This window comes from Ruegeria sp. THAF57 (genome assembly GCF_903914075.1).
Taxonomy (GTDB): Bacteria; Pseudomonadota; Alphaproteobacteria; order Rhodobacterales; family Rhodobacteraceae; genus Ruegeria.
Genome location: NZ_CAIWNQ010000003.1, coordinates 648,518 through 672,074, shown reverse-complemented (window position 1 = coordinate 672,074; position 23,557 = coordinate 648,518). Strand labels below are relative to the sequence as shown.

Below are 23,557 nucleotides of genomic sequence, written 5' to 3'. Positions count from 1 at the left end.
CTTATAGGCCCGAACATAAGCGTTTGACGCTGCGAAAAAAGGGGCGCTCGATCACTCTTCCTCGAACAGTTCGGTCTGATCTTCGTCATCTTCGCCATCCTGTCCTTCCCCCAAAGGCATTGCACCCGGCGGCGGTCGGTTTTCCAGAAGGCCCGCAGCGCGCAATTCCTTGAGACCTGGCAGATCGCGCGCATTCTCCAAACCAAAGTGGTCCAAGAATTGCGGGGTCACAACAAAGGTCACCGGACGACCGGGAGTCATGCGGCGACGGCCCAGCCTGATCCACTCCATCTCAAGCAACTGATCAATGGTGCCACGCGAAACGGAAACACCGCGGATTTCCTCAATCTCGGCCCGTGTACAGGGTTGATGATACGCGACAATCGCCAGTGTCTCGATCGCGGCACGGCTGAGTTTCCGCGTCTCGACCGTTTCCTTTTGCATCAGGAAACCCAAATCGGGCGCGGTGCGAATCGCCCAAGCCTCGCCCACACGGACCACGCGGACACCGCGCCCCTCGTATCGCTTATGCAGCAGTTCAACAGCTTGCGCTGCATCGCTGCCATGGGGCATCCGAGCCTCGAGATCGGCAATCGTCACGGGTTCGGCGCTGGCGAATAGCACGGCTTCGACCATACGTTCCTGTTCGGCCAGCGGAGGGGCCTCGAACAGGGTGCCGGTGCCTTCGTCTTCGGGGGCGTCAGTCACGTGTTTCGGTCCTTTTACGCAGGTGGATCGGAGCAAAGGTCTCGCTCTGCTTGATCTCCATATGTCCTTCTTTCACTAGCTCCAGCGAGGCCGCAAAAGTCGCAGCCGTGGCCGAGCGTCGGCGCACTGGATCGGCATCCCAGCCATCGGGCAGGTAGGTTTCCATATCCGTCCATGTCCCGGCAAAACCGATCAACGGGCGCATCCGTTCCAGCGCCTGCTCCATCGTAAAGACGGCATCGCGGTCCATGACAAAGGGGCGGAACTCATCCCGGGTGCGAATGCGGGCATAACCCTGCATCAGATCCAACAGCGTGGCCGAGTAGGTCACGGTGCGGATGCGCGTGATATCCTCGCCCTGCCCACGTTTGAAAAAATCGCGCCCCAGTTGGTCCCGCGCCATAAGGCGGGCGGCGGCGTCGCGCATCGCTTGCAGGCGTTCCAGTTGGAAAGCCAGATGGGCGGCCAGTTCCTCGCCCGACGGTCCTTCGTCATCCGGGTCGGGTGGCAGTAAAAGGCGGGACTTCAGAAAGGCCAGCCACGCGGCCATGACCAGATAGTCCGCCGCCAGCTCGATCCGAAGGGCGCGCGCCTTTTCGACAAAGGCCAAATACTGCTGCGCGAGAGCCAGAACCGAGATCTTACGCAGGTCTACCTTTTGCGTCCGCGACAGGGTCAGCAAGACATCCAACGGGCCTTCAAACCCGTCGACATCAACGATCAGGGCTTCGGCCGCAAGGCGATCCGCGACCGAGACCGGGTCTTCGCTGAAAAGGTTATCGTTCATACACCTGCCCGCCCATTAGGGCAGATAGTTCAGCCTCAGCCGCAGGGATGTCAAGTTCCGCTGGCTTCTGCCGCATCGACAGCGCCTTTTCCGCGCGTGATTGTGCCCGGTCGGTCATGTCACCGGCGGCTTTCAACACGCGTGCCCGGGCGTCGAACGATCCGTTGCAATGCAGAACGACGTCGCACCCTGCGTAGAGTGCCTGACGCGCGATATCCTCTGGCGCGCCGCTCAGAGCTTTCATCGAGATGTCGTCGGTCATGATCAGCCCGTCAAAGCCAATTCGGTCGCGGATCAGTTGGATCATCACGGATGAAATCGTCGCTGGCTGGGGATCAATCTGATCATATACCAAATGAGCGGTCATACCCATCGGCAGGTCGTTCAAAGCGCGGAACGGGGCAAAGTCGTCGCGGTCCAACTCATCCAAAGGCAAATCCACGTGGGGCAGATCATGATGGCTGTCCATGGTTGAAAGACCATGGCCGGGCATATGCTTGATCACGGGAAGCACACCACCATCAAAATGCCCTTTGGCGACGGCGCGCCCAATTCTAGAAACCTGATCCGGATCGGAACCATAGCAGCGGTTTTGCAGGAAAGGATGAGTATCCTCGCGTGCCAGATCGACCATAGGGGCACAGTTGCTGTCGATTCCCAGTTCGAACAATTCCTGCGCGATCAGCCGATACCGCAGATACATTGCACGCTCGGCCTTTTCGCCAGAACGTGTGGTGTGATCCAGTGGCGGCATCCATTCGCGGGCGATTGGGCTCCGCAGGCGCTGCACGCGGCCACCTTCCTGATCAATGGTAATAGGACAATTACGGCCCACCGCCTCTCGGAAGTCGTCACAGAGGGCGCGTACCTGATCAGCCGTGTCGATATTGCGGGCAAACAAAATGAACCCAAACGGGTTCATATCGCGGAACAGGCTTTTTTCGTCATCCGACAGGCGAAGGCCCTCGGCGTCAGTGATTGCAGCGCCTAACGTCAACGGGCGGCAACCGGGATGCAGTCAGCGCCTTCCGCCTGAAGTGCCGCGCAGAATTGACGCGAGTCGTTCAGGTCATCGAACCCCAATACACGAAGCCGGTAAAAGGTGCGCCCACCGCTTGAGGTTTTTTGGATAACGCGCTGTTTTCCGTCCATATACTCGCCAAATCGGCCATTCAGACGATCCCATTCGGTGCGGGCCACATCAGAACTTTCATATGCGCCAAGTTGGGCAAGACGTGTTCCCTTTGACAGCGCGTCAGGGTCCACATCCAGACCAACCGCCGCTTTGACGGCTGCGTTGATTGCGTTCTCGGTTGTACCGTTCGGTGTAATCGCCGCCGGTATCGTCCGCGCCGGGCGCGTAATCGGGCGCAGCGAACGCCGGACGCCGGGCAAGGCCGCCAATTCCGGGTCAGGTAGCTGAGCCGCCAGATCGGCGGGGTCAATCGCGGGCTCTTCTTCCGGGGTAACCAGCGATGCCAGTTGCACGCCCTGCTCTACCGGGGTGTCAGTTGCGGTATTTTCATCCGCAAGTTCTGCAACCAGCGCGTCCACCGCGCTTTGACGCATTTGGGCAGCTTCCTGGTCAGAAATCTCTTCCTCAACCAGATGCACGGCTTTGGTCGGCTTCAACGCTTCGACCGGTGTGTCTTCATCAGCAAGCGAAACCGGGCGCGGAGCAAGGATCAGTCGATCCGCAGGCGGCGCAGCCGTTCCAACCGCAGCAACAGCATTGACGGCCAATCCCTGATGATCCGCCGGAGTTCCGCCGGGGTTCTCAGGCTGAATCCTCATCGGCCCTTCCAGAGCGCGCACAACGGGCACACCACTCACGTCCCGCATTACAAGCTTGTAACCCCAGATGCCGATACCCGCGACCAAAGCCAGCGACGCGACTGCGCCCAGCGTATTTACGATACGCCCCAACCCCGCTGTGTGCGGTGCCGCTTCATATTCCAGCATGTCATCGAAATATTCGGACCCATCCTGAGGATGCGGTTGATTCGTGTAATGCATCTGCTCGGGGCGCATTTGCCCCGAGTAATCGTAATTCGCCATGTCCGCCTCACTGCCCGTTTCGCGCCAAAAAATAAGGCGCGCGGGTCATTTCTTGCCTACCTCGTACCGGCGGTTCGGGCGATATTTGTTACCGCATCTCCTGCGCCGGAGTAACGCCAAGAATACCCAAGCCCGCTGAAATCACAACAGAAACGGACCGGGCGAGTGCGATTTTTGACTGACTTGTGTCAACATCGCCATCCTGAATGAACCGGAGCTGGGTTTCGTCGTTACCCTTGTTCCACAAAGCGTGAAAATCCCCAGCTAATTCATACAGATAGAAGGCAACGCGGTGCGGTTCATTGGTTCGCGCGGCAATTTCGACCAGACGTGGCCATTCGGCCAGCTTCTTGGCAACAGTCAATTCCGAAGCATGATCAATCTTGCTCAGGTCCGCACCTGCAAGGGCGGTATCATCGGCGTCAATCTCGGCCTCAGCCGCGCGACGCAGAACGCTCATGACGCGGGCATGGGCATATTGCACGTAGAACACCGGGTTCTCACGGCTCTGTTCCAGCACCTTGTCGAAATCGAAATCCAAAGGCGCGTCGTTCTTACGGGTCAGCATGACGAACCGGGTCACGTCCGGCCCAACCTGATCGACCACATCGCGCAGGGTGACAAAGTTCCCTGCCCGTTTGGACATCTTGAACGGCTCGCCATTCTTCCACAGCTTCACTAACTGCGTAAGCTTGATATCCAGCGGCACCTTGCCATCGGACAAGGCCGAAACGGCCGCTTTCATCCGTTTGACATAGCCGCCGTGATCCGCCCCAAACACGTCGATCAGCGCGTCAAACCCACGGCTCACTTTGTCGTAGTGATAGGCGATATCGGGCGCGAAATAGGTCCAACTGCCGTCCGATTTCTTGACCGGCCGGTCGACGTCGTCCCCATGTTCAGTCGATTTGAACAGGGTCTGCTCGCGCGGTTCCCAATCCTCGGGCTTTTTGCCCTTGGGCGGCTCCAGCACGCCTTCATAGATCAGGCCCTTGTCCGTCAAGGACTGCAGTGCAGATTCAATCCGGCCCGTGCCATAGAGCGACTTTTCCGAAAAGAACACATCCATCTCAACGCCCAGCGCCTTCAGATCTGCGCGGATCAGGTCCATCATCGCATCTGTGGCAAAGTTGCGTAGTTCTTCCAGCCATTCGCTTTCGGGCTTGTCGACCAGGCTGTCGCCGTATTTCTCTTTCAGCGCCTCACCGATCGGGATCAGATAGTCGCCAGGATACAGCCCCTCGGCAATCTCGGGGCTCAGGCCATTGGCCTCGCGATAGCGTTCATAGGCCGAACGCGCCAGCACATCCACCTGTGCGCCACCGTCGTTGATGTAATATTCACGTGTCACGTCGTGGCCGGAATAGGCCAGCAAACTCGCCAAGGCATCGCCGAACACCGCACCCCGCGTATGACCCACGTGCAGCGGGCCGGTCGGGTTGGCCGAGACATATTCCACGTTCACCTTCTGCCCGGCCCCCATGGTCGAGCGGCCATAGTCAATGCCCTTTTCGAGTACAGAAGCCAGCACGCCCTGCCAAACCGAAGAGGCAAGCCGCAAGTTCAGGAAACCCGGCCCGGCCACCTCGGCACTGGTGATCCGATCGTCGGCTGCCAGTTTCCCGGCCAACACCTCGGCAATGTCGCGCGGCTTCATCTTGGCCGGTTTCGCCAGCACCATCGCCGCGTTCGTGGCCATATCGCCATGCGCCGCATCACGCGGAGGTTCGACCGCCACGTTGTCAAAGCTCAACCCCTTGGGCAGAGCACCTTCGGACTGCATCTGCGCCAGCGCGTCCAACACAAGGCCGCGGATCTCGGAAAACAGGTTCATTTCGGATGTCCTTTTGCTTGCCCGGCGGTTTATCACGCAACACGGCAAGGTCAATGGATGCCTAAAGTTTGAACTTGGTTTAGGTGCAATCCTCGCTACAGTCGGCCCGAAACGCCCAAACGGAGTCCATTCATGCGCCTTGCTTTGCCCCTGACCCTACTTCTGTCCACCGCCCTGCCCGCCCTGGCCGAGATGCCTGCCCCGCAAGGTCATGTGCTGGTGACACTGGGCGGCGCAGCAAGTGAAACAAACCTGCCCGCCCGGGGCGAAAACGACGGCGGCCTTCTTGGGTTTCTTGAAGTGACCCATGATGGGGCGGCAGGCTTTGATGCCGCCTTGTTGGACAGCATGCCTCAGATCGAGATCACCATCCCTTACGGTCCACCCGAACATCAGCGCGACTATACCTTCAGTGGCCCTCTGTTGTCGGACGTCATGGCAATGGCTGGGGCCGAGGGCAAAACCGCACGCCCCATGGCGATGGACGGTTATCAGGCGGAAATCCCGTGGGACAGCATTTCGACTTACCAACCCATATTGGCTACCCACGCCGATGGCGCACCTATGGGCATTGGCGGATACGGCCCCACCATGATCGTGTTCCCTCCAACAGAGAACGAAGACGTTGCCGAGGAACAAACTAGCCAACAGGTCTGGGCATTGGCTTACATCGGGGTTGAGTGACCCGCAGTCAAAGGTTTACCCGTCAGCCGTGCATGATCCTGAATCGCAAACCGGTCCGTCATGCCTGAGATATAGTCTGACACGATCCGCGCCAGAGCAGTCTCATCAACCGCAGCCTCGATATCTGCATGCCATCGTGTGGGCATCTGCTTGGGGTCGTTCATGTAGATCGGGAACAGCTCTTCTACAATCCGGCTGACTTCGGCCCGCACCTCCATCACCGAGGGCGCGCGATACATTCGGGTGAACAAAAACGCCCGGATTTCTCTCAACTGCGCCCATAGCCCGTCCGAGAACCGGACAACCGGGCGGCCCAGATCGCGAATTTCTTCCACGGACTGCGCCCCGGATTCGGCGATCAGCATCGCAGAGGTGTCGATGACGTCCGACACCATTACGCCAAACACACGCCGCAAAGCCTCATGCCTGCGCCGGTAGGGATCAAGCGTTGGGTATTTGCGATCGACCTCGGCATAACACTCACCCACGATTGGCAGGCGTTGTATGTCTTCATCAAGGAACAAGTCCGCGCGCAGGCCATCCAACAGGTCATGGTTGTTATAGGCGATGTCGTCCGAAAGGGCGGCTACCTGAGCCTCGGCGCTGGCGTGGGTGTGCAGTTCCAGATCGAACGCTTCATTGCATTCGGCCAAAGCCCAGGGCAGCGCGCCAAGTACAGGGCCGTTATGCTTTGCGATCCCCTCCAACGTCTCCCATGTCAGGTTACAACCGTCGAACTCGGCATAATGCCGTTCCAGTTTGGTGACGATACGAATGGCCTGTGCATTGTGGTCAAACCCGCCGTAGGGCTGCATGATCGCGTGCAATGCGTCCTCACCCGTGTGCCCAAACGGAGTGTGACCCAGATCATGGGCCAAAGCCACTGCCTCGGTCAGTTCGGGGTTCAAAGCCAAAGCCCCGGCAATGGTCCGTGCCACCTGCGCGACTTCAATGGAATGCGTCAATCGCGTGCGATAGCTATCCCCTTCATGCTCAACGAAAACCTGCGTTTTGTGTTTAAGCCGCCGAAACGCACTGGCATGAATGATCCTGTCCCGATCCCGTTGAAAGCATGACCGAAAACTGCTCTCTTCCTCTGGCACCAGACGCCCGCGAGCGCGCGCTGGGTCAGATGCAAAACCTGCTCTTTCCAAAGGTCTTGTCCTTGTCGCCTGCCATTGCGTTTTCTATATGGTAGAGTAAGCGAGAAATAAACCTTTGGAGTGCGGCATGAATCTGCCCCCAACAGTCACTGAACGCGCCTTTGAGCGTCTGGCCGAAATCGGCGCCGCCGATCAAGGACAAGCTTTGCGCGTCGCCGTGGAAGGCGGCGGCTGCTCTGGGTTCCAATACGAGATCGCACTCGATGAGCCGAAGGATGACGACCTCATCCTTGAAGGCAAAGGCCAAAAGGTCATCGTTGATGCTGTTTCTCTGCCGTTTCTGGAAAACGCCGTCATAGATTTCACCCAAGAACTGATCGGCGCGCGGTTTGTAATCGACAATCCCAACGCCACTTCATCGTGTGGCTGTGGTACGTCTTTTTCGATGTAATCGCCGGTGGGGGCTTTGCCCCCACACCCCCAGGATATTTTAGCCAGATGAACAAGGGGTCCGCTCTCCGACCTTACCGCCGGAGAGCTTCACCTGGCGCGGCCATCGGCGTCCCCGCCTGTTCCGCACGGCATTAATCGCAGAAATTGGTTAACGATCCGAATCTTCATCTGGCTAAAAATGTCCCGGAGCGCGAGGCAGAGCCTCGCATCCCTCGCCCTCCGACTTGCCGACGGGTTCATTCTGCGCAATAGGTTGCCAATGGCTTCGGAGGATCGCGTATGAAAATCGCCACGTTCAACATCAACGGCATAAAGGCGCGGGCCGAAGCTCTTCCACGCTGGTTGGACGACGCTCAGCCAGACGTTGTGCTGCTGCAAGAAATCAAGTCTGTTGACGAAAACTTCCCGCGCGAAATGTTCGAGGAGCGCGGTTACAACGTCGAAACCCACGGCCAGAAAAGCTTTAATGGCGTTGCGGTCCTATCCAAATTCCCTCTGGAAGATGTGACCCGCGGATTGCCCGGTGATGAAACTGATGAGCAGGCCCGTTGGATCGAGGCCACGGTTGTTGGGAAGAAAGCGTTACGTATCTGTGGGCTGTACCTGCCGAATGGAAACCCTGCCCCCGGGCCAAAATACGATTATAAACTGGCTTGGATGGAACGCCTTTACCACCGGGCGCAAGAACTGATTGCCAGTGAGGAACCCGCGTTGATGGCAGGTGATTACAATATTATTCCGCAAGCTGAGGACGCAGCACGTCCCGAAGCCTGGCATGAGGATGCCCTGTTTCGCCCCGAAAGCCGTGAGGCATTTCGAAAGATCCTGAATCTTGGATTTACCGAGGCGTTCCGTGCGCGAACTCAAGGCCCAGGACATTATTCATTTTGGGATTATCAGGCAGGCGCGTGGAACCGGAATGACGGAATACGCATCGACCATTTTCTAGTGACACCCCAAGCAGCCGATCTGATGCGGGATTGCCGAATCGACTCGGACATTCGTGGGCACGAGAAACCATCTGACCACGTTCCGGTGTGGGTAGAACTCGACCTCTGAAGGGTTAGCTGGTCGCGTCGTAGCTGTAAATCCATTCATATTTGCGGGCCAGATTTGGACCCGCAACCTTCAACGCCAATTGCGCGGCCAACCGCATCGGTCCTCGCAAATGAAAGTTTCGAGCGTTGGAACCGGCTGCCGCGACAACCTTGCGCGCTCTGGGCCGGCGTTGAGTCTCATAGGCCTGCAGCGCCTGCGACACGCCGGATTGTTCATCGAATGACCGGGCTAATATCCAGGCATCCTCTAACGCCAGACACGCTCCTTGTGCCATGAAAGGCAGCGTTGGATGCGCAGCGTCGCCCAAAAGAGCCAGACGTCCGTTTTGCCAATTTTCGGCAACAGGGCGCAGAAACAAGGCCCACTGATGGGCTTCTGTAACCTTCGCAAAAATATCGCGCACGCCGCCCCCAAAATCCGAAAAACGCGCACGCAAGTCTTCTGGGTCGCCTTGCAGCCGCCACCCTTCCTGCTGCCAGTCTGACCGCTCTTCGACTGCAACGATGTTCATCAGGGACTGATCCCGCAATGGATAGGTCACCACGTGACGCCCCGGCCCCATCGTCAAAGACGCGCGCGGAACGTCGCCTCGAGGGGACCACGGGATCGTTGCGCGCCAAGCGACCTGACCGGTGAATTGCGGTATTTCGGCCCCGTTCAGGATCGGGCGGAGAATACTGCGCCCTCCATCACTTGCTATAGCGCACTCGCATCGCAGTTGCTCGCCATCGTTCAGTACGACCTCGGCCTCGGCCGGGTGCTTTGTGGCGCTCGAAACCCGAGCGCCCAATCTTATCCGCACGCCAGCATGCACGGCTTCGCTGTGTAGAATGTCCAGAAGATCGGCGCGATGAAAATAGTAAGTTGGACCGGATGCCGGGCCCGGAAGGTGACTGATCACGCGGCCTTTTCGATAGTCCCTAAGGGTTGTGCCTTGCGACAACTGCCCGATGTCCAGCGATTTGCCTGCAACACCCAGGGCACGCAGAACGGCCACGCCATTGGCGCTGATCTGAAGTCCCGCGCCGACCTCTGTCAGCGCTGGTGCCTGCTCAAGCACCGTGACATCTGCCCCGCGCTGCCGCAGCGCCAATGCACTGGCCAGGCCGCCTATTCCGCCGCCGATCACAACAAAACTGAGACCGTCAATATTCATGTTCAACGCTTAACGCAAAAACGCCGGAGCGACAGGCCCCGGCGTCTGAGATTTTTGAATTCTTCAGCGATCAATCGTCGCGGTGGACTTTCTCGCGGCGCTCATGACGCTCCTGCGCTTCCAGCGTCATTGTTGCAATCGGACGCGCATCCAGACGCTTCAACGAGATCGGATCACCGGTCATTTCACAATAGCCATACTCGCCTTCGTCAATCCGGCGCAGGGCCGAGTCGATCTTGGCAACCAGCTTGCGCTGACGGTCACGGGTACGCAGCTCCAGCGCGCGGTCGGTTTCCTCGCTTGCGCGGTCGGCAACATCAGGGATGTTTCGGGTGTTGTCTTGCAGCCCCTCAATGGTATCACGGCTGCCTGCCAAAAGTTCGCTTTTCCAGTCCTGCAACTTACGGCGAAAGTACTCCAGTTGCTTGTCGTTCATAAATGGTTCGTCTTCGGCTGGACGATAATCTTCGGGCAGAAATACTTCCTGCTTCATTTTTGCTCCCTCGGTGTGGCCTGCAACGCCGAGTGCTCTCTCTTCACCAGACATGAGGCATTCCCTTCTGCGGAGCGTTTATCTGACGGCGCAAGGATTGTCACTATGCAAACGTGTCGCCGGCACCGTGTGATCCTGTGTCGTCTAAATATGAGACATAAAACAACAAAACGTTGTTTTTCTATGAAACTCACCGGGCGATTTCGTGGCGTAAGTTAAAAATATTCTGCGACCTGAAAGGCACCGAATCGTGCCAAGCATTTAAGTTGCTTAGAAATTTGGCGGCACGCGACGCTGCGACCTGCCTTGTCAAAATTCCTGTGCCGCGATAACCCCATGTTGCAATTACCGCGCGACACTTGATGAGGGGCCGATGACCGCACGATTCCAAGGAACAGCAGAATATGTTGCCACTGACGACCTAACGATAGCGGTGAATGCCGCTGTAACGCTGGAACGTCCGCTGCTGGTCAAGGGCGAGCCGGGCACAGGCAAGACTGAATTGGCCAAACAAGTCGCCGGGGCGTTGGGCCTGAAGATGATCGAGTGGAACGTTAAATCGACCACGCGCGCGCAGCAGGGTCTGTACGAATACGACGCGGTTAGCCGTCTGCGCGACAGCCAGTTGGGTGACGAGCGGGTTCACGAAGTGTCCAACTATATCCGCAAGGGCAAACTGTGGCAGGCATTTGAAGCCGACGAAAAGGTCGTGCTGCTGATTGATGAAATCGACAAGGCCGATATCGAATTTCCCAACGACCTGCTGCAGGAACTCGACAAGATGGAGTTCCACGTCTACGAGACTGGCGAAACGATCCGGGCCAAGAACCGCCCCATCGTGATCATCACCTCGAACAACGAAAAGGAACTGCCCGACGCGTTCCTGCGCCGCTGTTTCTTCCACTACATCCGGTTCCCCGATGAAACCACGATGCGCCGTATCGTCGAAGTTCACCATCCCGGTATCAAAGACGGGCTGCTGACCACCGCCCTGACACAGTTCTACGAAATCCGTGAAACGCAGGGGCTGAAGAAAAAGCCGTCGACCTCCGAGGTGCTGGACTGGCTCAAGCTGCTTCTGGCCGAGGATCTGACGGCCGAGGACCTCAAACGTGACGGTGCCAACGCTCTGCCCAAGCTGCACGGCGCGCTGCTGAAAAATGAGCAGGACGTGCATTTGTTCGAACGTCTGGCGTTCATGGCCCGCAGCAAACGCTGAGTCATATACAGTTCCGCTGATCGGCGCTTGCCTTATAGAAGGTCGGGTGTCAGCATCAGCGCATAGGCGTCCGGGTCGGTCCGGGCGTTTGCTCACGTTACGAATAGGACATGTTGCTTGCCTGATACTCTTACAATTCGCGCATTGCGGCCCGAAGATCGCCCGGCATGGCAAGAGATGTGGCACGACTATCTGGCTTTCTATGAAACAACTGTTTCAGCCGAGATTTACGACAGCACCTTTGCGCGTCTGTTGGCGGATGATCCGCACGATTTTTCCTGTTTCGTCGCCGAAAAAGACGGCCACCTGTTGGGCCTAACCCACTACCTTTTTCACCGCCACGCGTGGAAAGTGGAAAGCGTATGCTATCTGCAGGACCTTTTTGCCCGGCCAGAGGCGCGCGGCACGGGTGTTGGGCGGGCGCTGATTCAGGCCGTTTATGACGCGGCCGACAGGCAGGGCGCTCCGACCGTTTACTGGCTGACACAGGAGTTCAACCATACGGCGCGCAAGCTGTATGACCGTATCGGCAAGGAAACGCCCTTTATCCGGTATCAACGCCCATGATGCGATGGGCGGTAATCCTTTTTGGGCTGGCCCTGTCCGGGTGTACTGCGGTTCCCCCGCCCCAACCGCCGACACGTGTGAACGCGGTTGAAGAAATCCTGCCGCCTGTCAAGGCCTTCACGGCGTCTTACCCCACTCCCCCATCGCGGTCGAACACCAATATCGCGTCGGACTTCATCAACCTGCATTTCGCGTTGGAAAGCGGCACCCCGCTGCCCGTGTTGACGCGGTTCGAAGGACCGGTAACCCTGCGTTTGACGGGCACACCAACCCCGTCCATGCAGCGTGATCTGACCCGGCTTCTGTCCCGTCTGCAACGCGAAGCCAAAATCGACATCCGCCAGATTTCAGAGGGTCAGGCCAACATCACGGTCGAGGCTGTCAGCCAGGACCAGATCCACGATATTCTGCCGAACGCGGCCTGCTTCGTTGTCCCCAACTCTTCCAGCTTTGAAGAATACAGCCGCGATCGCCGCAAACGGAAAAGCAGTTGGACCGCCTTGCGCAACCGGGAACGGATAGGAATTTTCATACCATACGACGTCAGCCCGCAAGAAAAACGGGACTGCCTGCATGAAGAGATCGCGCAGGCGCTGGGGCCGCTAAACGACCTGTATCACCTGCCGGATTCCGTCTTTAACGACGACAACATCCACACCGTACTGACCGGGTTCGACATGCTGATCCTGCGCGCAACTTATGCTCCCGAACTGCAAAGTGGCATGACGCGCGAACAGGTCGAGGCCGCCATCCCCGGCATCCTGTCGCGGCTGAACCCGCGCGGGGACTCGATCCAACCGCAACCCATCACTGAAACCCCGCGCGAGTGGGTCAACGCCATTCAAAAATCCGTCGGTCCGGGGCCCGGATCGCGCAAACGCTTTCGCGCCGCGCAAAAAGCTGCCCTGATAGGTCAGGAACAGGGATGGACGGACCACCGCCGCGCCTTTCCCTATTACCTGATGGGACGCATGGTGCAATTCGACGATCCGCAGCAGGCTTTGCTGCACTATGACGTTGCCCTGCAGTTTCTCCGGGCAAGCCCGGGCACCGAGGTGCATCGCGCCTATGTCACAACCCAAACCGCCTCTTACGCGCTGGCGCAGGGGAAGGGATCCGAGGTTCTGCCCGAGTTGGACAAGGCAATCGACGTGATGACACGCGCCGAGAATGCATCGCAACTGGCCACTTTGTTGCTGCTGAAGTCAGAAGCGCTCAGTCAGAGCGGGCGGCTTACGCAGGCACGTTCCGTCAGGCTGGACAGTCTGGGGTGGGCGCGCTACGGCTTCGGCTCAGAAATCGTGGTCAGGTCGCTGGTGCAAGACGTTGCCGAAGCCCCTGCAAACAACAAAGGCGGGTAACGCATGGTAGTGGTTCTGGGCATGGCAATCCTTGGGGCTATCCTTGGGGCATTGACCGCGCGCAAGCGCAACGGCAGCACGGCGGATATTGCCCAATACGCAGCAGGTTACGGCATTGCCTTTGCCTTGGTCGGCCTTGTACTTTCCCTCATCCTTGTTCGTTTGGTGGTCTGAGCCATGTTCCTGCCCTTCTTCGAAAATCTCCGCAAAGCCGGTATTCCCGTTTCGCTCCGCGAGTACCTCACCTTTCTGGAGGGTATGAAAAAGGGCCTCGCGACCTATGACGTCGAGGCGTTCTATTATCTTGCCCGCGTGTCGATGGTGAAAGACGAACGCAACATCGACAAATTCGACCAGGCATTTGCCGCCAGTTTCAAAGGGCTGGAAGAAATCAGCTTTGATCAGGTTTTGGAAGCCGTCGACATCCCGGCCGAGTGGTTGGCGAAGATGGCCGAAAAGCACCTGTCAGACGAAGAAAAGGCCGAGATCGAGGCACTTGGCGGGTTTGACAAGCTGATGGAAAAGCTGCGCGAGCGGCTCAAGGATCAGGAAGGCCGCCATCAGGGCGGTAACAAGTGGATCGGCACCGCCGGAACATCACCGTTCGGGGCCTATGGCTATAACCCTGAAGGCGTTCGTATCGGCCAGAAGGAAAGCCGCCACCAACGCGCGGTCAAGGTCTGGGACAAGCGTGAATTCAAGAACCTGGATGACACGGTCGAACTGGGAACGCGTAATATCAAGGTGGCCCTGAAGCGCCTGCGCCGTTGGGTCCGCGAAGGTGCGGCGGATGAGCTGGACTTGGACGGCACAATCCGCGCCACGGCCGAGCACGGCTATCTGGACGTCAAAACCCGGCCCGAGCGTCACAATGCCGTAAAGGTCCTGCTGTTTCTGGACGTGGGCGGATCAATGGACCCGCATATCAAGGTGGTCGAAGAACTGTTCTCGGCTGCGCGGACCGAGTTTAAACATCTGGAATACTACTACTTCCACAATTGCCTGTATGAAGGCGTCTGGCGGGACAATGTACGTCGTTGGGATCAACAAACCCCGACTCACGAGGTGCTGCGGACCTATGGCCCCGACTACAAGTGCATCTTTGTAGGGGATGCATCCATGAGCCCGTATGAGATCGCCTATCCCGGCGGCGCAAGCGAGCACTGGAATCAAGAGCCCGGTCAGGTCTGGCTACAACGAGCCCGCGAACAGTGGGCATCGCATCTTTGGATCAATCCGGTGCCCGAGAAGTATTGGCAGTACACCCACTCGATCAATATGGTCCGCGAGATATTCGAAGACCGCATGGTGCCGATGACACTGGCCGGGCTGGAACAGGGAATGAAGGAACTGACGCGCTGACCCAAAGGATCAGCGGGTCATGCGCGAATGCCTGAGGCTTCGCAAGTCGACCTCTTCGTCTGATTTTTCGGGCATTTTCCAACCGGTTTCAATTTGCGGAGGCGGACTGCTTGGACGGCCAACGATGCCATAAATAAGCGCAGCCCAGCCGAAGATATTAGCAAAAAGCAGGGTTGGCAGACACGCCAACATAGCAAGCGACCGAGACAACGGCTCTTCTATCTCCCATGGTATGACGGCCATCATGCCAACCAAAATGTACAGCAACATGACAAGCGTTGAGGCGACAAAGATGCCACCGCCTTTCAAAAGGCTATTGGGATCCTCAAGCCACGACGGAGTTAAGCGCCCAATTCCCATAAGCGCTCCGACCACAAGACCAAGTCCGGAAAGCACGATCATGTGAACAAGGCCATGTGCCTCGGGAAACCGGGCAATCAACGCCCATACCAAAAGAGCTGATACCAACAGCCCATACTTTCCCTGCGCTTTCAAACCGAATGTATATAGCCGGAAAATAAAGTTCTTCATCTTTTCTGCATACCTTAAAGAATCTTGCCTCCTTGCGTGTTAAGCAGACAAGTTGGCAGAATTAGGACTAAATGCACTTCTCGTTCTGACAAGTTTCGCGGCTTGCTTATCCCGCAGCGCAGGGCCATATCTGAACAATGTTTCGCCTAACCCCAATACTTTTGGCAATCGCCTATGCCGTTGTCATGTATCGAATTTCTGTCTGGCGCACCCACCGGGAACTGGACGCCAAGTCAACCGAACTGGCCGATCCCGCACTCAAACGCATGACGGATCGGCTTGCGGCGGCGCTGGGGATCGACCGCGTGCCGGTCTATATCTACGAGATCGACCCGGTGAACGGGCTTGCCGCACCGGATGGTCGGATTTTCATAACGCGCGGGTTCTACCGTAAATTCAGCAATGGTGAGGTTTCGGCCGAAGAAATGGCCAGCGTGATTGCGCATGAACTTGGCCATGTTGCGCTAGGCCATGCCCGGCGTCGCATGATTGATTTCTCGGGGCAGAATGCGCTCCGGGCGGCGCTGATGATGTTGCTGAACCGTTTCATCCCATTCATAGGAGCATGGATCGCAAACATGCTCACCCATCTTCTGGCTTCGCGTCTGTCGCGTGGGGACGAGTATGAGGCCGATGAATACGCCGCCGCATTGCTGACCAAGGCCGGGATCGGAATCGGGCCGCAAAAGTCCCTGTTTCACAAACTCGAAGATCTGACGCAACAACGCGCAGGTGTGACCCCCGCTTGGCTGATGAGCCATCCCAAAACCGATGAGCGTATTGCGGCGCTTGAGGCACTTGAACAGCGTTGGGGCGCGGGCGGATAAGCTGCGACATCGGGGGGCCGCCCCAATGCCATCGTCGCTCGACCCTAGCGCGGCTTCTCTGGGTATTTACGGCCAGATGCAGATGGATCCTGAGCTAACGTGTGAGTGCTTTGCCCAAACGCGGAAGCCGGGCTTTTTTCATCAGCGCCCGGAGGTTCCATTGGTCGCCCGACAGACGGTTGGCTTCGGCCAGAACACTGTCGGCGAGCTCGGCCATGTCGACCGGGTTTGCTGACCAGAACCGATGCAGTAGCGCGTCGGGATCGCGACGCTCAAGCCCCTCTTCCGAAAGGATATTCCTTGGAAAGTCCTTTGCATTCACGGTAACGATGACATCCGCGGACATGGAAACAGCCGTTGCCAGAACGTGAATATCTGCCGGGTCGGGTAGCCATAGCCGCTGCGTTAAACCTGGGTTCTCCGCGTGTATGGCATTTGGCCAGTTTGCCTGGGTCAAAGCGATTTCAGCGCGGGCTTGCGCCTCACCTTCAGGGCCAAGTTTACGGGCCGCGCGCGCCCATTCTTCTAGAATGCGCGCAGACCAGATCGGTGTGAAATGACCAAGTTTGGCTGCACCCAGCAGCATCTCACGCATCACCGTCGGATAGATGACGCAGGTATCAAGAACGGCCTTCACAGACGATAGAACACAGCTTTGAGGTAACCGCTTTCGGCCAATTGTGGCAATTGCGGGTGATCGGGTCCGGCAAACCCGGTATAGATAAGCTGCGCCTGCCGCCCTGCCCGACCAATCCCGCGCGAAGAAGCATCGCGGAACCGACCAAGGTCAGCCGCGTGCGAACATGAGCAGAGGCCAAGATAACCGCCCGCCTTTACCAGTGGCGTGGCCAGTCGCGCCACACGCTCATACGCGCGCAGCCCCGCGTCCAGTGCCTGTTTCGACGGGGCAAAGGCCGGCGGGTCACAGATAACGACGTCGAATTGAGCCCCCTCCTGCCCCAGTTGTGTCAGAACATCGAAGGCGTCGCCTTGCCGAGTGTCGAACCTGCCGTCAAAACCCGAGGCTTGCGCACCCTTGGTGGCCAGCTCCAAAGCGGCGGCTGAGCCATCGACGGACAGCGCGTGCGCCGCACCCCCGGCCAGCATCGCAAGACCAAACCCACCAACGTGGCTAAAAACATCCAACACTTGCGCGCCTGGTTGCGCCAAACGCGCGGCAAACGCATGGTTGGGGCGCTGATCGTAGAAAAGACCGGTCTTTTGCCCGCCGGTTAGATCGGCCATGTAGGTCGCGCCATTCATTGGAACCGGCAGCGGGTCATCGGGGGCCTTGCCGCGCAACGTGAGGTTAGCATCATCCAACCCCTCAAGGCCGCGTGTCCGGCCCGAAGCGTTTTTCAACACGACCGAAACGCCCGTCACAGAAACCAGAGCGTCGGTCAGAACCTCAAGGTGTTTTTCTGCCCAAGCCGCGTTTGGCTGAATAACGCAGGCGTCACCGAAACGGTCGATGATCACACCGGGGAAACCGTCCGCTTCGGCATGGATCAGGCGATAATATGGCGCGTCAAACAGCCGTTCACGCATCTGAAGCGCGCGGCTCAGACGGGTCTCAAACCAATCGGAATCCAATGTGGCTTCCAGATCGCGATCCAGAACGCGGCACATGATTTTAGAGTTCGGGTTCACCGCGACCAGCGCAATGGGCGAGCGCTTTTCGTCTTCGAGAACCGCAAGGGCACCGGCCTCGATCTTACGCGTCCGGCGGTCGGTCACGATGTCATTTGCATAGACCCAGGGAAAGCCATGGCGCAGCCCGCGTGCGTTGGCTTTGGGTTTCAGGCGAATACGGGGGCGATCGGCGGCTTGGGTCATGGCGCCCTCTTAGTGCCGATTGCCCGCTGGGAAAAGCCCTAGCGCGAACGCGAACGCCATCCACCGCGTCTTTTGGGGGTTTTAGCGGCTTGCAGACCTTCGGCCAGAACCTGCGTCATAGGATGATCCGTAGCCTGTGCTGAATAGGCGGCGTGTAGGTCTACCAGCGCCTGAGCCTGATCCCGTTCCGCAGGCAGGCTGAGCGCCCAGTCCAGAAAGATAGAGCGGCATTCCGGCAAAGTGATGCCATCAATGCGATAGGCTTCGCGGATAAGACCTTTGTGGTCGTTCGGATCGTCACTGCGCGCCATTGCCGTCCTCCTTGATCACGCTGGCGATAATTTCGGCAGCGCTTGAATACCTCTGCTGCAGCGCGGCCTGAAGCTGTTCAACCTGTTCGAACCCAGTGGCCCGGCACAGGAAATCTGATCCGCCCTGGCCTATTTTGTCCGCTTCGATCACCTTACCGGACAGCAGCCGAGCCGCACATTGCACAAACCAACATAGATCGTAGCATTCTTTAAGCGTTTGCGCCTGCGCGACGTCCAAAAGCCCGGCAGCGACCGCGCCGTCCAACCCAGCGTGAACATCGTGCTTGGTCTCACCGGACAGCAAGGCTCCGGTTTCGGCCATCAACTCAATATCCATCATACGCCCTGCGCCATTCTTGGCGTCCCAAATACCGGACGGGGATTTCGCCGCCGCCAAACGGGCCCGCATTTCTGCCACATCGTTCAATATCTGCACTTGGTCTCGGGGGCGGGACAGGAGTTCTGCGCGAAACGCCTCAATATCCTTGGACAGCCCCGGATCGCCCGCCACGACTCTGGCGCGGGTCAGGGCGAGATGTTCCCAAACCCACGCTTCGTTTCGCTGATAATTGGTGAAACTCGCCCAACTTGTCGCCACGGGGCCCTGATTGCCAGAAGGGCGCAGGCGCATGTCCACCTCATACAACCTGCCCTGAGACATAGGCGCAGACAGCGCCGTAATCAGCGCCTGCGTGAACCGGGCATAGTAAGTCCGGGTTGCCAAGGGCCGCGGGCCGTCAGACATGTCCTGATCCAGTGGATCGTAGATCAGGATGATATCCAGATCGGATTGCGAGTTTATCCTGCCAGCGCCAAGCGACCCCATGCCCAAAACGGCAGCCCCACGTCCCGGCGCGGGTCCGTGTTTCAGGGCGAATTGTTCTTCCACGCATGGCAGGATCGCGGCGATTACGGCCCCTGCCAGTTCCGCATATTGCTGTCCGGCCTGCGCCCCGTCGATCAATCCACGCAGGTGATGCACACCGACCCGGAAGTGCCACTCTTTGCACCAGCGCCGCGCGAGGTCCAACTGGCTTTCATAATCCCCTTCCTGCGCCAATGCCTGCTGCAAATCGGCTTGCAGAGCAGATCGCCCCGGCCAGTCGTCAAAGAAACTGCCCCCAATCACCGCATCAAACACCGAAGAATTACGCGACAGGTGCGCCGCCAACGCATGAGAGGTTCCGACAATGTCGATCAGCAGGTCAATCAGGTGAGGGTTGGCTTCGAACAACGAAAATAGCTGTACGCCCGCCGGTAAGCCCGAAAGGAACCCATCCAGTGCCAACAGCGCCTCGTCCGGTTTCGCGGTTTTCGAAAGGCGCGACAGCAGCTCGGGCTTGAGCCTTTCAAAAATATGCGCGCCCCGTTGCGATCGCAACGCGGGATAGGTGGGCCAGCGTGCCAGAACGCTTTGATCAAACCCGGCCTCTCCGGCAGGTTTCGGCGTAGACGAGCCAGGCGCAAAGAACCCTTCGGTCAGCTCGTGGACTTCGGTCAGGCGGCGGGTCAGGTCCCCGGTCAGTTCGGCGCTGTCGATCCCCATAAGGCAGGCGACACGTTCGATCCCATCAGGCGACTGAGGTACCTTGTGGGTCTGGGCATCGTGGACCATCTGAATCCGATGTTCGACATCCCGATGAGCGCGATAATGGTCGGTCAGCTTTTCCGCGACATCCTGTGGAACCCAGCCCTTGTCAGCCAATGCTGCCAGCCCGAGCACTGTACCACGAACCCGCAGATCTGGGTCGCGCCCTCCGGCGATCAACTGGCGGGTCTGTGTAAAGAATTCGATCTCACGGATGCCACCTTGCCCCAGCTTCATATCATGGCCCGGTATGGTCAACGCGCCGCCGGTGCCTTTGTTCTCGCGGATACGCAGCCGCATGTCATGGGCATCCTGAATGGCGGCAAAATCCAGATGCCGCCGCCAGACAAACGGACGCATCGTGTCCAAAAAGCGCTGTCCTGCTTCGATATCACCTGCGCAGGGCCGCGCTTTGATATAGGCGGCGCGCTCCCATGTGCGGCCAAGGCTTTCGTAATACCGTTCGGCTGCCTCAGCCGCGATGCACACCGGCGTCACCCCCGGATCGGGACGCAGACGCAGATCGGTGCGGAACACATAGCCATCTGCCGTCTTGTCGCTGAGCGTCGCGCAGAAATTCCGCGTGGCCCGGACCATTCCGTGTCGCGCATCATAGAAATCGTCCGGATCAAACCGGGTTTCATCAAACAGAACGATCAGGTCGATATCAGAGCTATAGTTCAGCTCGTGCGCACCCATCTTTCCCATGGCCAGAATGATCATCCCGGCCGCAGTTTCGACATCACCCTCAGTCATGCCCGGCAGTTTGCCCCGCCGGATCAGCGCGGCGACCTCAGCTTTGGCCGCAACGTCGGCCGCAAGCGCGCCAAAATCCGTCAGGGCCGCCGTAACTTTCTCCAATGGCCAGGCACCGGCCAGATCAGCCAGAGCGGTCAAAAGCGCCACCCGCCGTTTGGCCTGTCGCAATCCGGGCTTCAACTGATCCGCTGGCAGATTACGTACGCCCTGCATCACATCTGCCAGTGCCTGATCTGGCTGGGTTAAAGCCTGCGCAAGCCAGTCCTTTTCCTGCGCGACAAGCCCATTCAAATAAGGGCTCGATCCGGCGGCCCCAGCAATAAGTTCACCGGCTTCAGGTACGAGATCAGTGACAAGCGCACGCGCCTCTGCCCCCAACGACGGATCGAAAGGTCGAGGCATTCGTTGGATGGCGAGTGGTCCTGACATTAACCCTCCGGCGGAAAGACTATACAAGGGATTCAAGCCCCAATTAGGAGATGGCGTAATTTCAATGCCTTGCGCAAGCGGAAACTAACCCTTTCTCGGCGCTTTGCCATGCACCGCCCGCCCAAGATGTAAATCTTTTTCACATTCACCCCTTGCAACCTGCCGCATACCCCCCATCTAGATGATGTGAACGCAATTTACATTAACCCGGAGACCCCAAATGACCGCACTGTCCGACCACGCCGTCCCTGAAAATCCGGGATGGCTCTACCGCGCCGAAGCCTGGCTTGATGATAAGGGAAAAGGGGCCTGGATCGCTGTAATGGTCCTTGGATTCATCTTCTTCTGGCCCGTAGGCCTGGCTATTCTGGCCTATATGATCTGGAGCAAACGCATGTTCAGCAAGTCCTGCAGCCGCCGCAAAACCTGGCACAGCCACATGAGCGCCATGAAACCCTCGGGCAACAGCGCCTTTGATGCATACAAAGCCGACACCCTTGCCCGTCTGGAGCGCGAACAACAGGATTTCGAAGCGTTCCTACGTCGTCTGCGCGAAGCCAAGGACAAGGCCGAGTTCGATCAGTTCATGGACGAACGCGCCCGCGAGAACGGCGATCCAGGCGAAAACGCCTGATCCAGACTTGCCCTGCCCCGCCTGATCGGGACAGGGTAAACCACACAACAACTCGGAAATTCCCTACATGACCCATTTGCCTGACCCTGACCGCCAACCGGAGTTTTATCAGTCCGTGGCGATCAAACGCTTTGTCGCGTGGCTGTTTGACATCGCCTTTGTCTCGCTGCTCTGCACAGTTGCGATCTTTCTGACCTTTGGCATGGGCTTGTTTATTCTTGCCCTGATCTATGCGGTCGTAAGCTTTATCTATCGCGTTGTCACCATCGCAAATGGCTCTGCCACTTTGGGTATGCGTTTCATGGGCATAGAATTGCGCGATTCCTTTGGTGCCCGCATGGATACCGGCAAAGCCTTGGCGCACACCGCGGGCTATTTCGTCAGTATGGCTTTCCCAGTCCTACAGATCATCTCAGTCATCATGATGCTGACAAGCGCGCGGTGCCAGGGGCTGACAGATGCGTTCCTTGGAACGGTCATGATCAACCAGCGCGCGTAATAAATATCCAACTGCTTGAATCACTTGGCGGTACCGGGATCGGTTGTTATCATCCGTTTCAGGAAACCTGGAACATTCATGCGACACACGCTGCCAATAGCGCCACAATTTTATGTGACGGCCCCACAACCCTGCCCTTATCTTGAGGGCAGGATGGAGCGTAAGTTGTTCACCGCCCTACAGGGCGAAGGCGCGGATCAGCTCAACAACTCGCTGTCTCAACAAGGATTCCGCCGGTCGCAGAACGTGCTGTACCGCCCGTCTTGCGCCGATTGCGCAGCCTGCCTATCCGCCCGGATAAACGTGTCCGAGTTTCGCACCAGTAAAAGCCAGAAACGCGCCATCAAGCGCAACGCCTACCTCCAGCGCAAGGCGAACTCGCCTTGGGCAACAGATGAACAATACGAACTGTTCCGCCGATATCTGGACACTCGCCACGCGGATGGCGGCATGGCCGATATGGATGTCTTTGAATTTGCCGCGATGATCGAAGAAACTCCGATCCGCAGCCGGGTCGTGGAATACGCGGACCCGACCACCGGTGACCTGATCGCCGTAAGCCTGACGGATGTCTTGGATGACGGGCTTAGCATGGTCTATTCTTTTTACGACCCGACTCAGCCGCAAAGCTCTTTGGGGACGTACATGATCCTCGATCACATCGACATCGCCCGTGAAGCTGGCCTGCCATACGTCTACTTGGGGTATTGGGTACCCGGAAGCCCCAAAATGGGATACAAGGCCCGCTTCTCCGGGCTCGAAGCGTACATTCGGGGCGAATGGGTCAACGTCGGCAATCCGTCGGAATTGCCTGACTCCAGTCATCATCCACTGTCCACTGCCCCCATTGCCGAACAGGTAGCCAATATCCAATTGCCCGACCGCCACCCGACCAAGGGCTAAGGCAAAATGCGCCAAAGTCTTCACGCGGTGACGCTGGTGGTCCCGGATTATGACACAGCCATCACATTTTATACGAAAACGCTGAGTTTCATCGTACTGCAGGATATTGACTTGGGCGCAGGAAAGCGATGGGTTCGCATCGCACCTCCAGGATCAAAGCAGGGATCACTGCTGCTCGCCCGCGCGGACGGACCCGACCAATCCGAAGCAATCGGCAACCAGACCGGCGGACGTGTCGGCTTCTTTCTGGAAACCGATGACTTTGATCGCGACCACGCGAAAATGACCACCGCAGGCGTTCACTTCGAAGAATCTCCCCGGCACGAACCTTACGGACAAGTCGCTGTCTGGCGCGACCCATTCGGAAACCGCTGGGACCTCATTCAATTCACCTGA

Annotated in this window: 26 protein-coding genes; 13 read left to right on the top strand and 13 right to left on the bottom strand. The window is 58.1% G+C overall.

Going from position 1 to position 23,557, the window contains the following annotated elements:
* Positions 1-51 precede the first annotated feature (51 nt).
* The 5 genes from scpB to argS form a co-directional block, all read right to left on the bottom strand.
* A complete protein-coding gene (gene scpB / locus RUESEDTHA_RS11180) occupies positions 52-708 on the bottom strand; it encodes an SMC-Scp complex subunit ScpB (RefSeq protein WP_171122275.1) in 657 nt (218 codons plus the stop codon).
* Positions 701-1,495, bottom strand: a complete 795-nt coding sequence (locus tag RUESEDTHA_RS11175) for a ScpA family protein (protein ID WP_171126585.1) — start codon at positions 1,493-1,495, stop codon at positions 701-703. Before RUESEDTHA_RS11175 ends, scpB begins: the two co-directional genes overlap by 8 nt.
* A complete protein-coding gene (gene nagZ, locus RUESEDTHA_RS11170) occupies positions 1,485-2,492 on the bottom strand; it encodes a beta-N-acetylhexosaminidase (protein WP_180886818.1) in 1,008 nt (335 codons plus the stop codon). The genes RUESEDTHA_RS11175 and nagZ overlap by 11 nt, the downstream gene beginning before the upstream one ends.
* A complete protein-coding gene (locus RUESEDTHA_RS11165; protein WP_180886817.1) occupies positions 2,489-3,553 on the bottom strand; it encodes an SPOR domain-containing protein in 1,065 nt (354 codons plus the stop codon). Before RUESEDTHA_RS11165 ends, nagZ begins: the two co-directional genes overlap by 4 nt.
* An 88-nt stretch (positions 3,554-3,641) precedes the next feature.
* On the bottom strand, positions 3,642-5,387 hold the full coding sequence (gene argS / locus RUESEDTHA_RS11160; RefSeq protein ID WP_180886815.1) for an arginine--tRNA ligase: 1,746 nt from the start codon (positions 5,385-5,387) through the stop codon (positions 3,642-3,644).
* A gap of 132 nt (positions 5,388-5,519) precedes the next feature.
* Here argS and RUESEDTHA_RS11155 point away from each other — a divergent pair, with 132 nt between their 5' ends.
* A complete protein-coding gene (locus RUESEDTHA_RS11155; protein ID WP_180886813.1) occupies positions 5,520-6,071 on the top strand; it encodes a hypothetical protein in 552 nt (183 codons plus the stop codon).
* Here RUESEDTHA_RS11155 and RUESEDTHA_RS11150 read toward each other — a convergent pair.
* Positions 6,053-7,225 carry a deoxyguanosinetriphosphate triphosphohydrolase gene (locus RUESEDTHA_RS11150; protein WP_180886811.1) on the bottom strand — a complete coding sequence of 391 codons (1,173 nt, stop codon included), beginning with the start codon at positions 7,223-7,225 and terminating at the stop codon, positions 6,053-6,055. The genes RUESEDTHA_RS11155 and RUESEDTHA_RS11150 overlap by 19 nt on opposite strands.
* Before the next feature lie 76 nt (positions 7,226-7,301).
* Here RUESEDTHA_RS11150 and RUESEDTHA_RS11145 point away from each other — a divergent pair, with 76 nt between their 5' ends.
* Together RUESEDTHA_RS11145 and xth are read left to right on the top strand one after the other, a co-directional pair.
* Entirely contained in the window at positions 7,302-7,625 is a 324-nt protein-coding gene (locus tag RUESEDTHA_RS11145) for an iron-sulfur cluster assembly accessory protein (protein WP_180886810.1), read from the top strand.
* Positions 7,626-7,906: 281 nt separating this feature from the next.
* Entirely contained in the window at positions 7,907-8,686 is a 780-nt protein-coding gene (xth, locus tag RUESEDTHA_RS11140; protein WP_180886808.1) for an exodeoxyribonuclease III, read from the top strand.
* Between the two features lie 4 nt (positions 8,687-8,690).
* Here the strand turns inward: xth and RUESEDTHA_RS11135 are convergent, their stop codons facing one another.
* Both RUESEDTHA_RS11135 and dksA read right to left on the bottom strand, forming a co-directional pair.
* Positions 8,691-9,842: an FAD-dependent monooxygenase gene (locus RUESEDTHA_RS11135; protein ID WP_180886806.1), complete on the bottom strand. Its 1,152-nt coding sequence runs from the start codon at positions 9,840-9,842 to the stop codon at positions 8,691-8,693.
* A gap of 70 nt (positions 9,843-9,912) precedes the next feature.
* Positions 9,913-10,335 carry an RNA polymerase-binding protein DksA gene (gene dksA, locus RUESEDTHA_RS11130; RefSeq protein WP_180886805.1) on the bottom strand — a complete coding sequence of 141 codons (423 nt, stop codon included), beginning with the start codon at positions 10,333-10,335 and terminating at the stop codon, positions 9,913-9,915.
* A 373-nt stretch (positions 10,336-10,708) separates the two neighbouring features.
* Between dksA and RUESEDTHA_RS11125 the strand changes: the two genes are divergently transcribed.
* The 5 genes from RUESEDTHA_RS11125 to RUESEDTHA_RS11105 all read left to right on the top strand — a co-directional run bounded on the left by RUESEDTHA_RS11125 (position 10,709) and on the right by RUESEDTHA_RS11105 (position 14,844).
* Positions 10,709-11,554: a MoxR family ATPase gene (locus tag RUESEDTHA_RS11125; protein ID WP_180886803.1), complete on the top strand. Its 846-nt coding sequence runs from the start codon at positions 10,709-10,711 to the stop codon at positions 11,552-11,554.
* A 117-nt stretch (positions 11,555-11,671) separates the two neighbouring features.
* Complete coding sequence (locus tag RUESEDTHA_RS11120; protein ID WP_180886802.1) at positions 11,672-12,121, top strand: GNAT family N-acetyltransferase; 450 nt, start codon at positions 11,672-11,674, stop codon at positions 12,119-12,121.
* Complete coding sequence (locus tag RUESEDTHA_RS11115) at positions 12,118-13,482, top strand: DUF2927 domain-containing protein (RefSeq protein WP_180886801.1); 1,365 nt, start codon at positions 12,118-12,120, stop codon at positions 13,480-13,482. Before RUESEDTHA_RS11120 ends, RUESEDTHA_RS11115 begins: the two co-directional genes overlap by 4 nt.
* A 3-nt stretch (positions 13,483-13,485) precedes the next feature.
* The gene (locus tag RUESEDTHA_RS11110) at positions 13,486-13,656 is read left to right on the top strand and encodes a hypothetical protein (RefSeq protein ID WP_171126576.1); all 171 of its coding nucleotides are present in this window, start codon (positions 13,486-13,488) and stop codon (positions 13,654-13,656) included.
* Positions 13,657-13,659: 3 nt separating this feature from the next.
* Positions 13,660-14,844 carry a VWA domain-containing protein gene (locus tag RUESEDTHA_RS11105; RefSeq protein WP_171122245.1) on the top strand — a complete coding sequence of 395 codons (1,185 nt, stop codon included), beginning with the start codon at positions 13,660-13,662 and terminating at the stop codon, positions 14,842-14,844.
* Positions 14,845-14,853: 9 nt separating this feature from the next.
* Here the strand turns inward: RUESEDTHA_RS11105 and RUESEDTHA_RS11100 are convergent, their stop codons facing one another.
* Positions 14,854-15,375, bottom strand: coding sequence for a hypothetical protein (locus RUESEDTHA_RS11100; RefSeq protein WP_180886799.1), 522 nt, complete (start codon positions 15,373-15,375; stop codon positions 14,854-14,856).
* Positions 15,376-15,512: 137 nt separating this feature from the next.
* Between RUESEDTHA_RS11100 and RUESEDTHA_RS11095 the strand changes: the two genes are divergently transcribed.
* Entirely contained in the window at positions 15,513-16,202 is a 690-nt protein-coding gene (locus RUESEDTHA_RS11095) for a M48 family metallopeptidase (protein WP_180886797.1), read from the top strand.
* Between the two features lie 94 nt (positions 16,203-16,296).
* Here the strand turns inward: RUESEDTHA_RS11095 and RUESEDTHA_RS11090 are convergent, their stop codons facing one another.
* From RUESEDTHA_RS11090 to RUESEDTHA_RS11075, 4 genes are read right to left on the bottom strand one after another with little or no spacing between them, the layout of a single operon-like run.
* Complete coding sequence (locus tag RUESEDTHA_RS11090; RefSeq protein ID WP_180886796.1) at positions 16,297-16,839, bottom strand: RSP_2648 family PIN domain-containing protein; 543 nt, start codon at positions 16,837-16,839, stop codon at positions 16,297-16,299.
* Positions 16,836-18,038 (bottom strand): RSP_2647 family RNA methyltransferase, encoded by a 1,203-nt coding sequence (locus tag RUESEDTHA_RS11085; RefSeq protein ID WP_180886794.1) that lies wholly within the window; start codon positions 18,036-18,038, stop codon positions 16,836-16,838. Before RUESEDTHA_RS11085 ends, RUESEDTHA_RS11090 begins: the two co-directional genes overlap by 4 nt.
* 38 nt (positions 18,039-18,076) lie before the next feature.
* Positions 18,077-18,349 (bottom strand): hypothetical protein, encoded by a 273-nt coding sequence (locus tag RUESEDTHA_RS11080; RefSeq protein WP_180886792.1) that lies wholly within the window; start codon positions 18,347-18,349, stop codon positions 18,077-18,079.
* A complete protein-coding gene (locus RUESEDTHA_RS11075) occupies positions 18,336-21,125 on the bottom strand; it encodes a glutamine-synthetase adenylyltransferase (RefSeq protein WP_180886791.1) in 2,790 nt (929 codons plus the stop codon). The genes RUESEDTHA_RS11080 and RUESEDTHA_RS11075 overlap by 14 nt, the downstream gene beginning before the upstream one ends.
* Positions 21,126-21,345: 220 nt before the next feature.
* On the opposite strand from RUESEDTHA_RS11075, the gene RUESEDTHA_RS11070 reads away from it, so the two are divergent.
* The 4 genes from RUESEDTHA_RS11070 (at position 21,346) to RUESEDTHA_RS11055 (ending at position 23,557) form a co-directional block, all read left to right on the top strand.
* Complete coding sequence (locus RUESEDTHA_RS11070) at positions 21,346-21,759, top strand: DUF2852 domain-containing protein (protein ID WP_180886789.1); 414 nt, start codon at positions 21,346-21,348, stop codon at positions 21,757-21,759.
* Positions 21,760-21,826: 67 nt separating this feature from the next.
* The gene (locus RUESEDTHA_RS11065) at positions 21,827-22,258 is read left to right on the top strand and encodes an RDD family protein (protein WP_180886788.1); all 432 of its coding nucleotides are present in this window, start codon (positions 21,827-21,829) and stop codon (positions 22,256-22,258) included.
* Between the two features lie 78 nt (positions 22,259-22,336).
* Complete coding sequence (locus RUESEDTHA_RS11060) at positions 22,337-23,161, top strand: arginyltransferase (RefSeq protein WP_180886787.1); 825 nt, start codon at positions 22,337-22,339, stop codon at positions 23,159-23,161.
* A 6-nt stretch (positions 23,162-23,167) separates the two neighbouring features.
* On the top strand, positions 23,168-23,557 hold the full coding sequence (locus tag RUESEDTHA_RS11055; RefSeq protein ID WP_180886786.1) for a VOC family protein: 390 nt from the start codon (positions 23,168-23,170) through the stop codon (positions 23,555-23,557).

Bases quoted from the DNA above. Each gene is read 5' to 3' on its own strand.
- dksA (WP_180886805.1), bottom strand. From the start codon at position 10,335: ATGAAGCAGGAAGTATTTCTGCCCGAAGATTATCGTCCAGCCGAAGAC.
- RUESEDTHA_RS11105 (WP_171122245.1), top strand. From the start codon at position 13,660: ATGTTCCTGCCCTTCTTCGAAAATCTCCGCAAAGCCGGTATTCCCGTT.
- RUESEDTHA_RS11070 (WP_180886789.1), top strand. From the start codon at position 21,346: ATGACCGCACTGTCCGACCACGCCGTCCCTGAAAATCCGGGATGGCTC.
- RUESEDTHA_RS11155 (WP_180886813.1), top strand. From the start codon at position 5,520: ATGCGCCTTGCTTTGCCCCTGACCCTACTTCTGTCCACCGCCCTGCCC.
- RUESEDTHA_RS11080 (WP_180886792.1), bottom strand. From the start codon at position 18,349: ATGGCGCGCAGTGACGATCCGAACGACCACAAAGGTCTTATCCGCGAA.
- RUESEDTHA_RS11100 (WP_180886799.1), bottom strand. From the start codon at position 15,375: ATGAAGAACTTTATTTTCCGGCTATATACATTCGGTTTGAAAGCGCAG.
- RUESEDTHA_RS11175 (WP_171126585.1), bottom strand. From the start codon at position 1,495: ATGAACGATAACCTTTTCAGCGAAGACCCGGTCTCGGTCGCGGATCGC.
- RUESEDTHA_RS11125 (WP_180886803.1), top strand. From the start codon at position 10,709: ATGACCGCACGATTCCAAGGAACAGCAGAATATGTTGCCACTGACGAC.
- RUESEDTHA_RS11110 (WP_171126576.1), top strand. From the start codon at position 13,486: ATGGTAGTGGTTCTGGGCATGGCAATCCTTGGGGCTATCCTTGGGGCA.
- RUESEDTHA_RS11075 (WP_180886791.1), bottom strand. From the start codon at position 21,125: ATGTCAGGACCACTCGCCATCCAACGAATGCCTCGACCTTTCGATCCG.
- RUESEDTHA_RS11135 (WP_180886806.1), bottom strand. From the start codon at position 9,842: ATGAATATTGACGGTCTCAGTTTTGTTGTGATCGGCGGCGGAATAGGC.
- RUESEDTHA_RS11055 (WP_180886786.1), top strand. From the start codon at position 23,168: ATGCGCCAAAGTCTTCACGCGGTGACGCTGGTGGTCCCGGATTATGAC.
- RUESEDTHA_RS11115 (WP_180886801.1), top strand. From the start codon at position 12,118: ATGATGCGATGGGCGGTAATCCTTTTTGGGCTGGCCCTGTCCGGGTGT.
- RUESEDTHA_RS11165 (WP_180886817.1), bottom strand. From the start codon at position 3,553: ATGGCGAATTACGATTACTCGGGGCAAATGCGCCCCGAGCAGATGCAT.
- argS (WP_180886815.1), bottom strand. From the start codon at position 5,387: ATGAACCTGTTTTCCGAGATCCGCGGCCTTGTGTTGGACGCGCTGGCG.
- RUESEDTHA_RS11145 (WP_180886810.1), top strand. From the start codon at position 7,302: ATGAATCTGCCCCCAACAGTCACTGAACGCGCCTTTGAGCGTCTGGCC.
- xth (WP_180886808.1), top strand. From the start codon at position 7,907: ATGAAAATCGCCACGTTCAACATCAACGGCATAAAGGCGCGGGCCGAA.
- RUESEDTHA_RS11085 (WP_180886794.1), bottom strand. From the start codon at position 18,038: ATGACCCAAGCCGCCGATCGCCCCCGTATTCGCCTGAAACCCAAAGCC.
- RUESEDTHA_RS11065 (WP_180886788.1), top strand. From the start codon at position 21,827: ATGACCCATTTGCCTGACCCTGACCGCCAACCGGAGTTTTATCAGTCC.
- RUESEDTHA_RS11060 (WP_180886787.1), top strand. From the start codon at position 22,337: ATGCGACACACGCTGCCAATAGCGCCACAATTTTATGTGACGGCCCCA.
- RUESEDTHA_RS11095 (WP_180886797.1), top strand. From the start codon at position 15,513: ATGTTTCGCCTAACCCCAATACTTTTGGCAATCGCCTATGCCGTTGTC.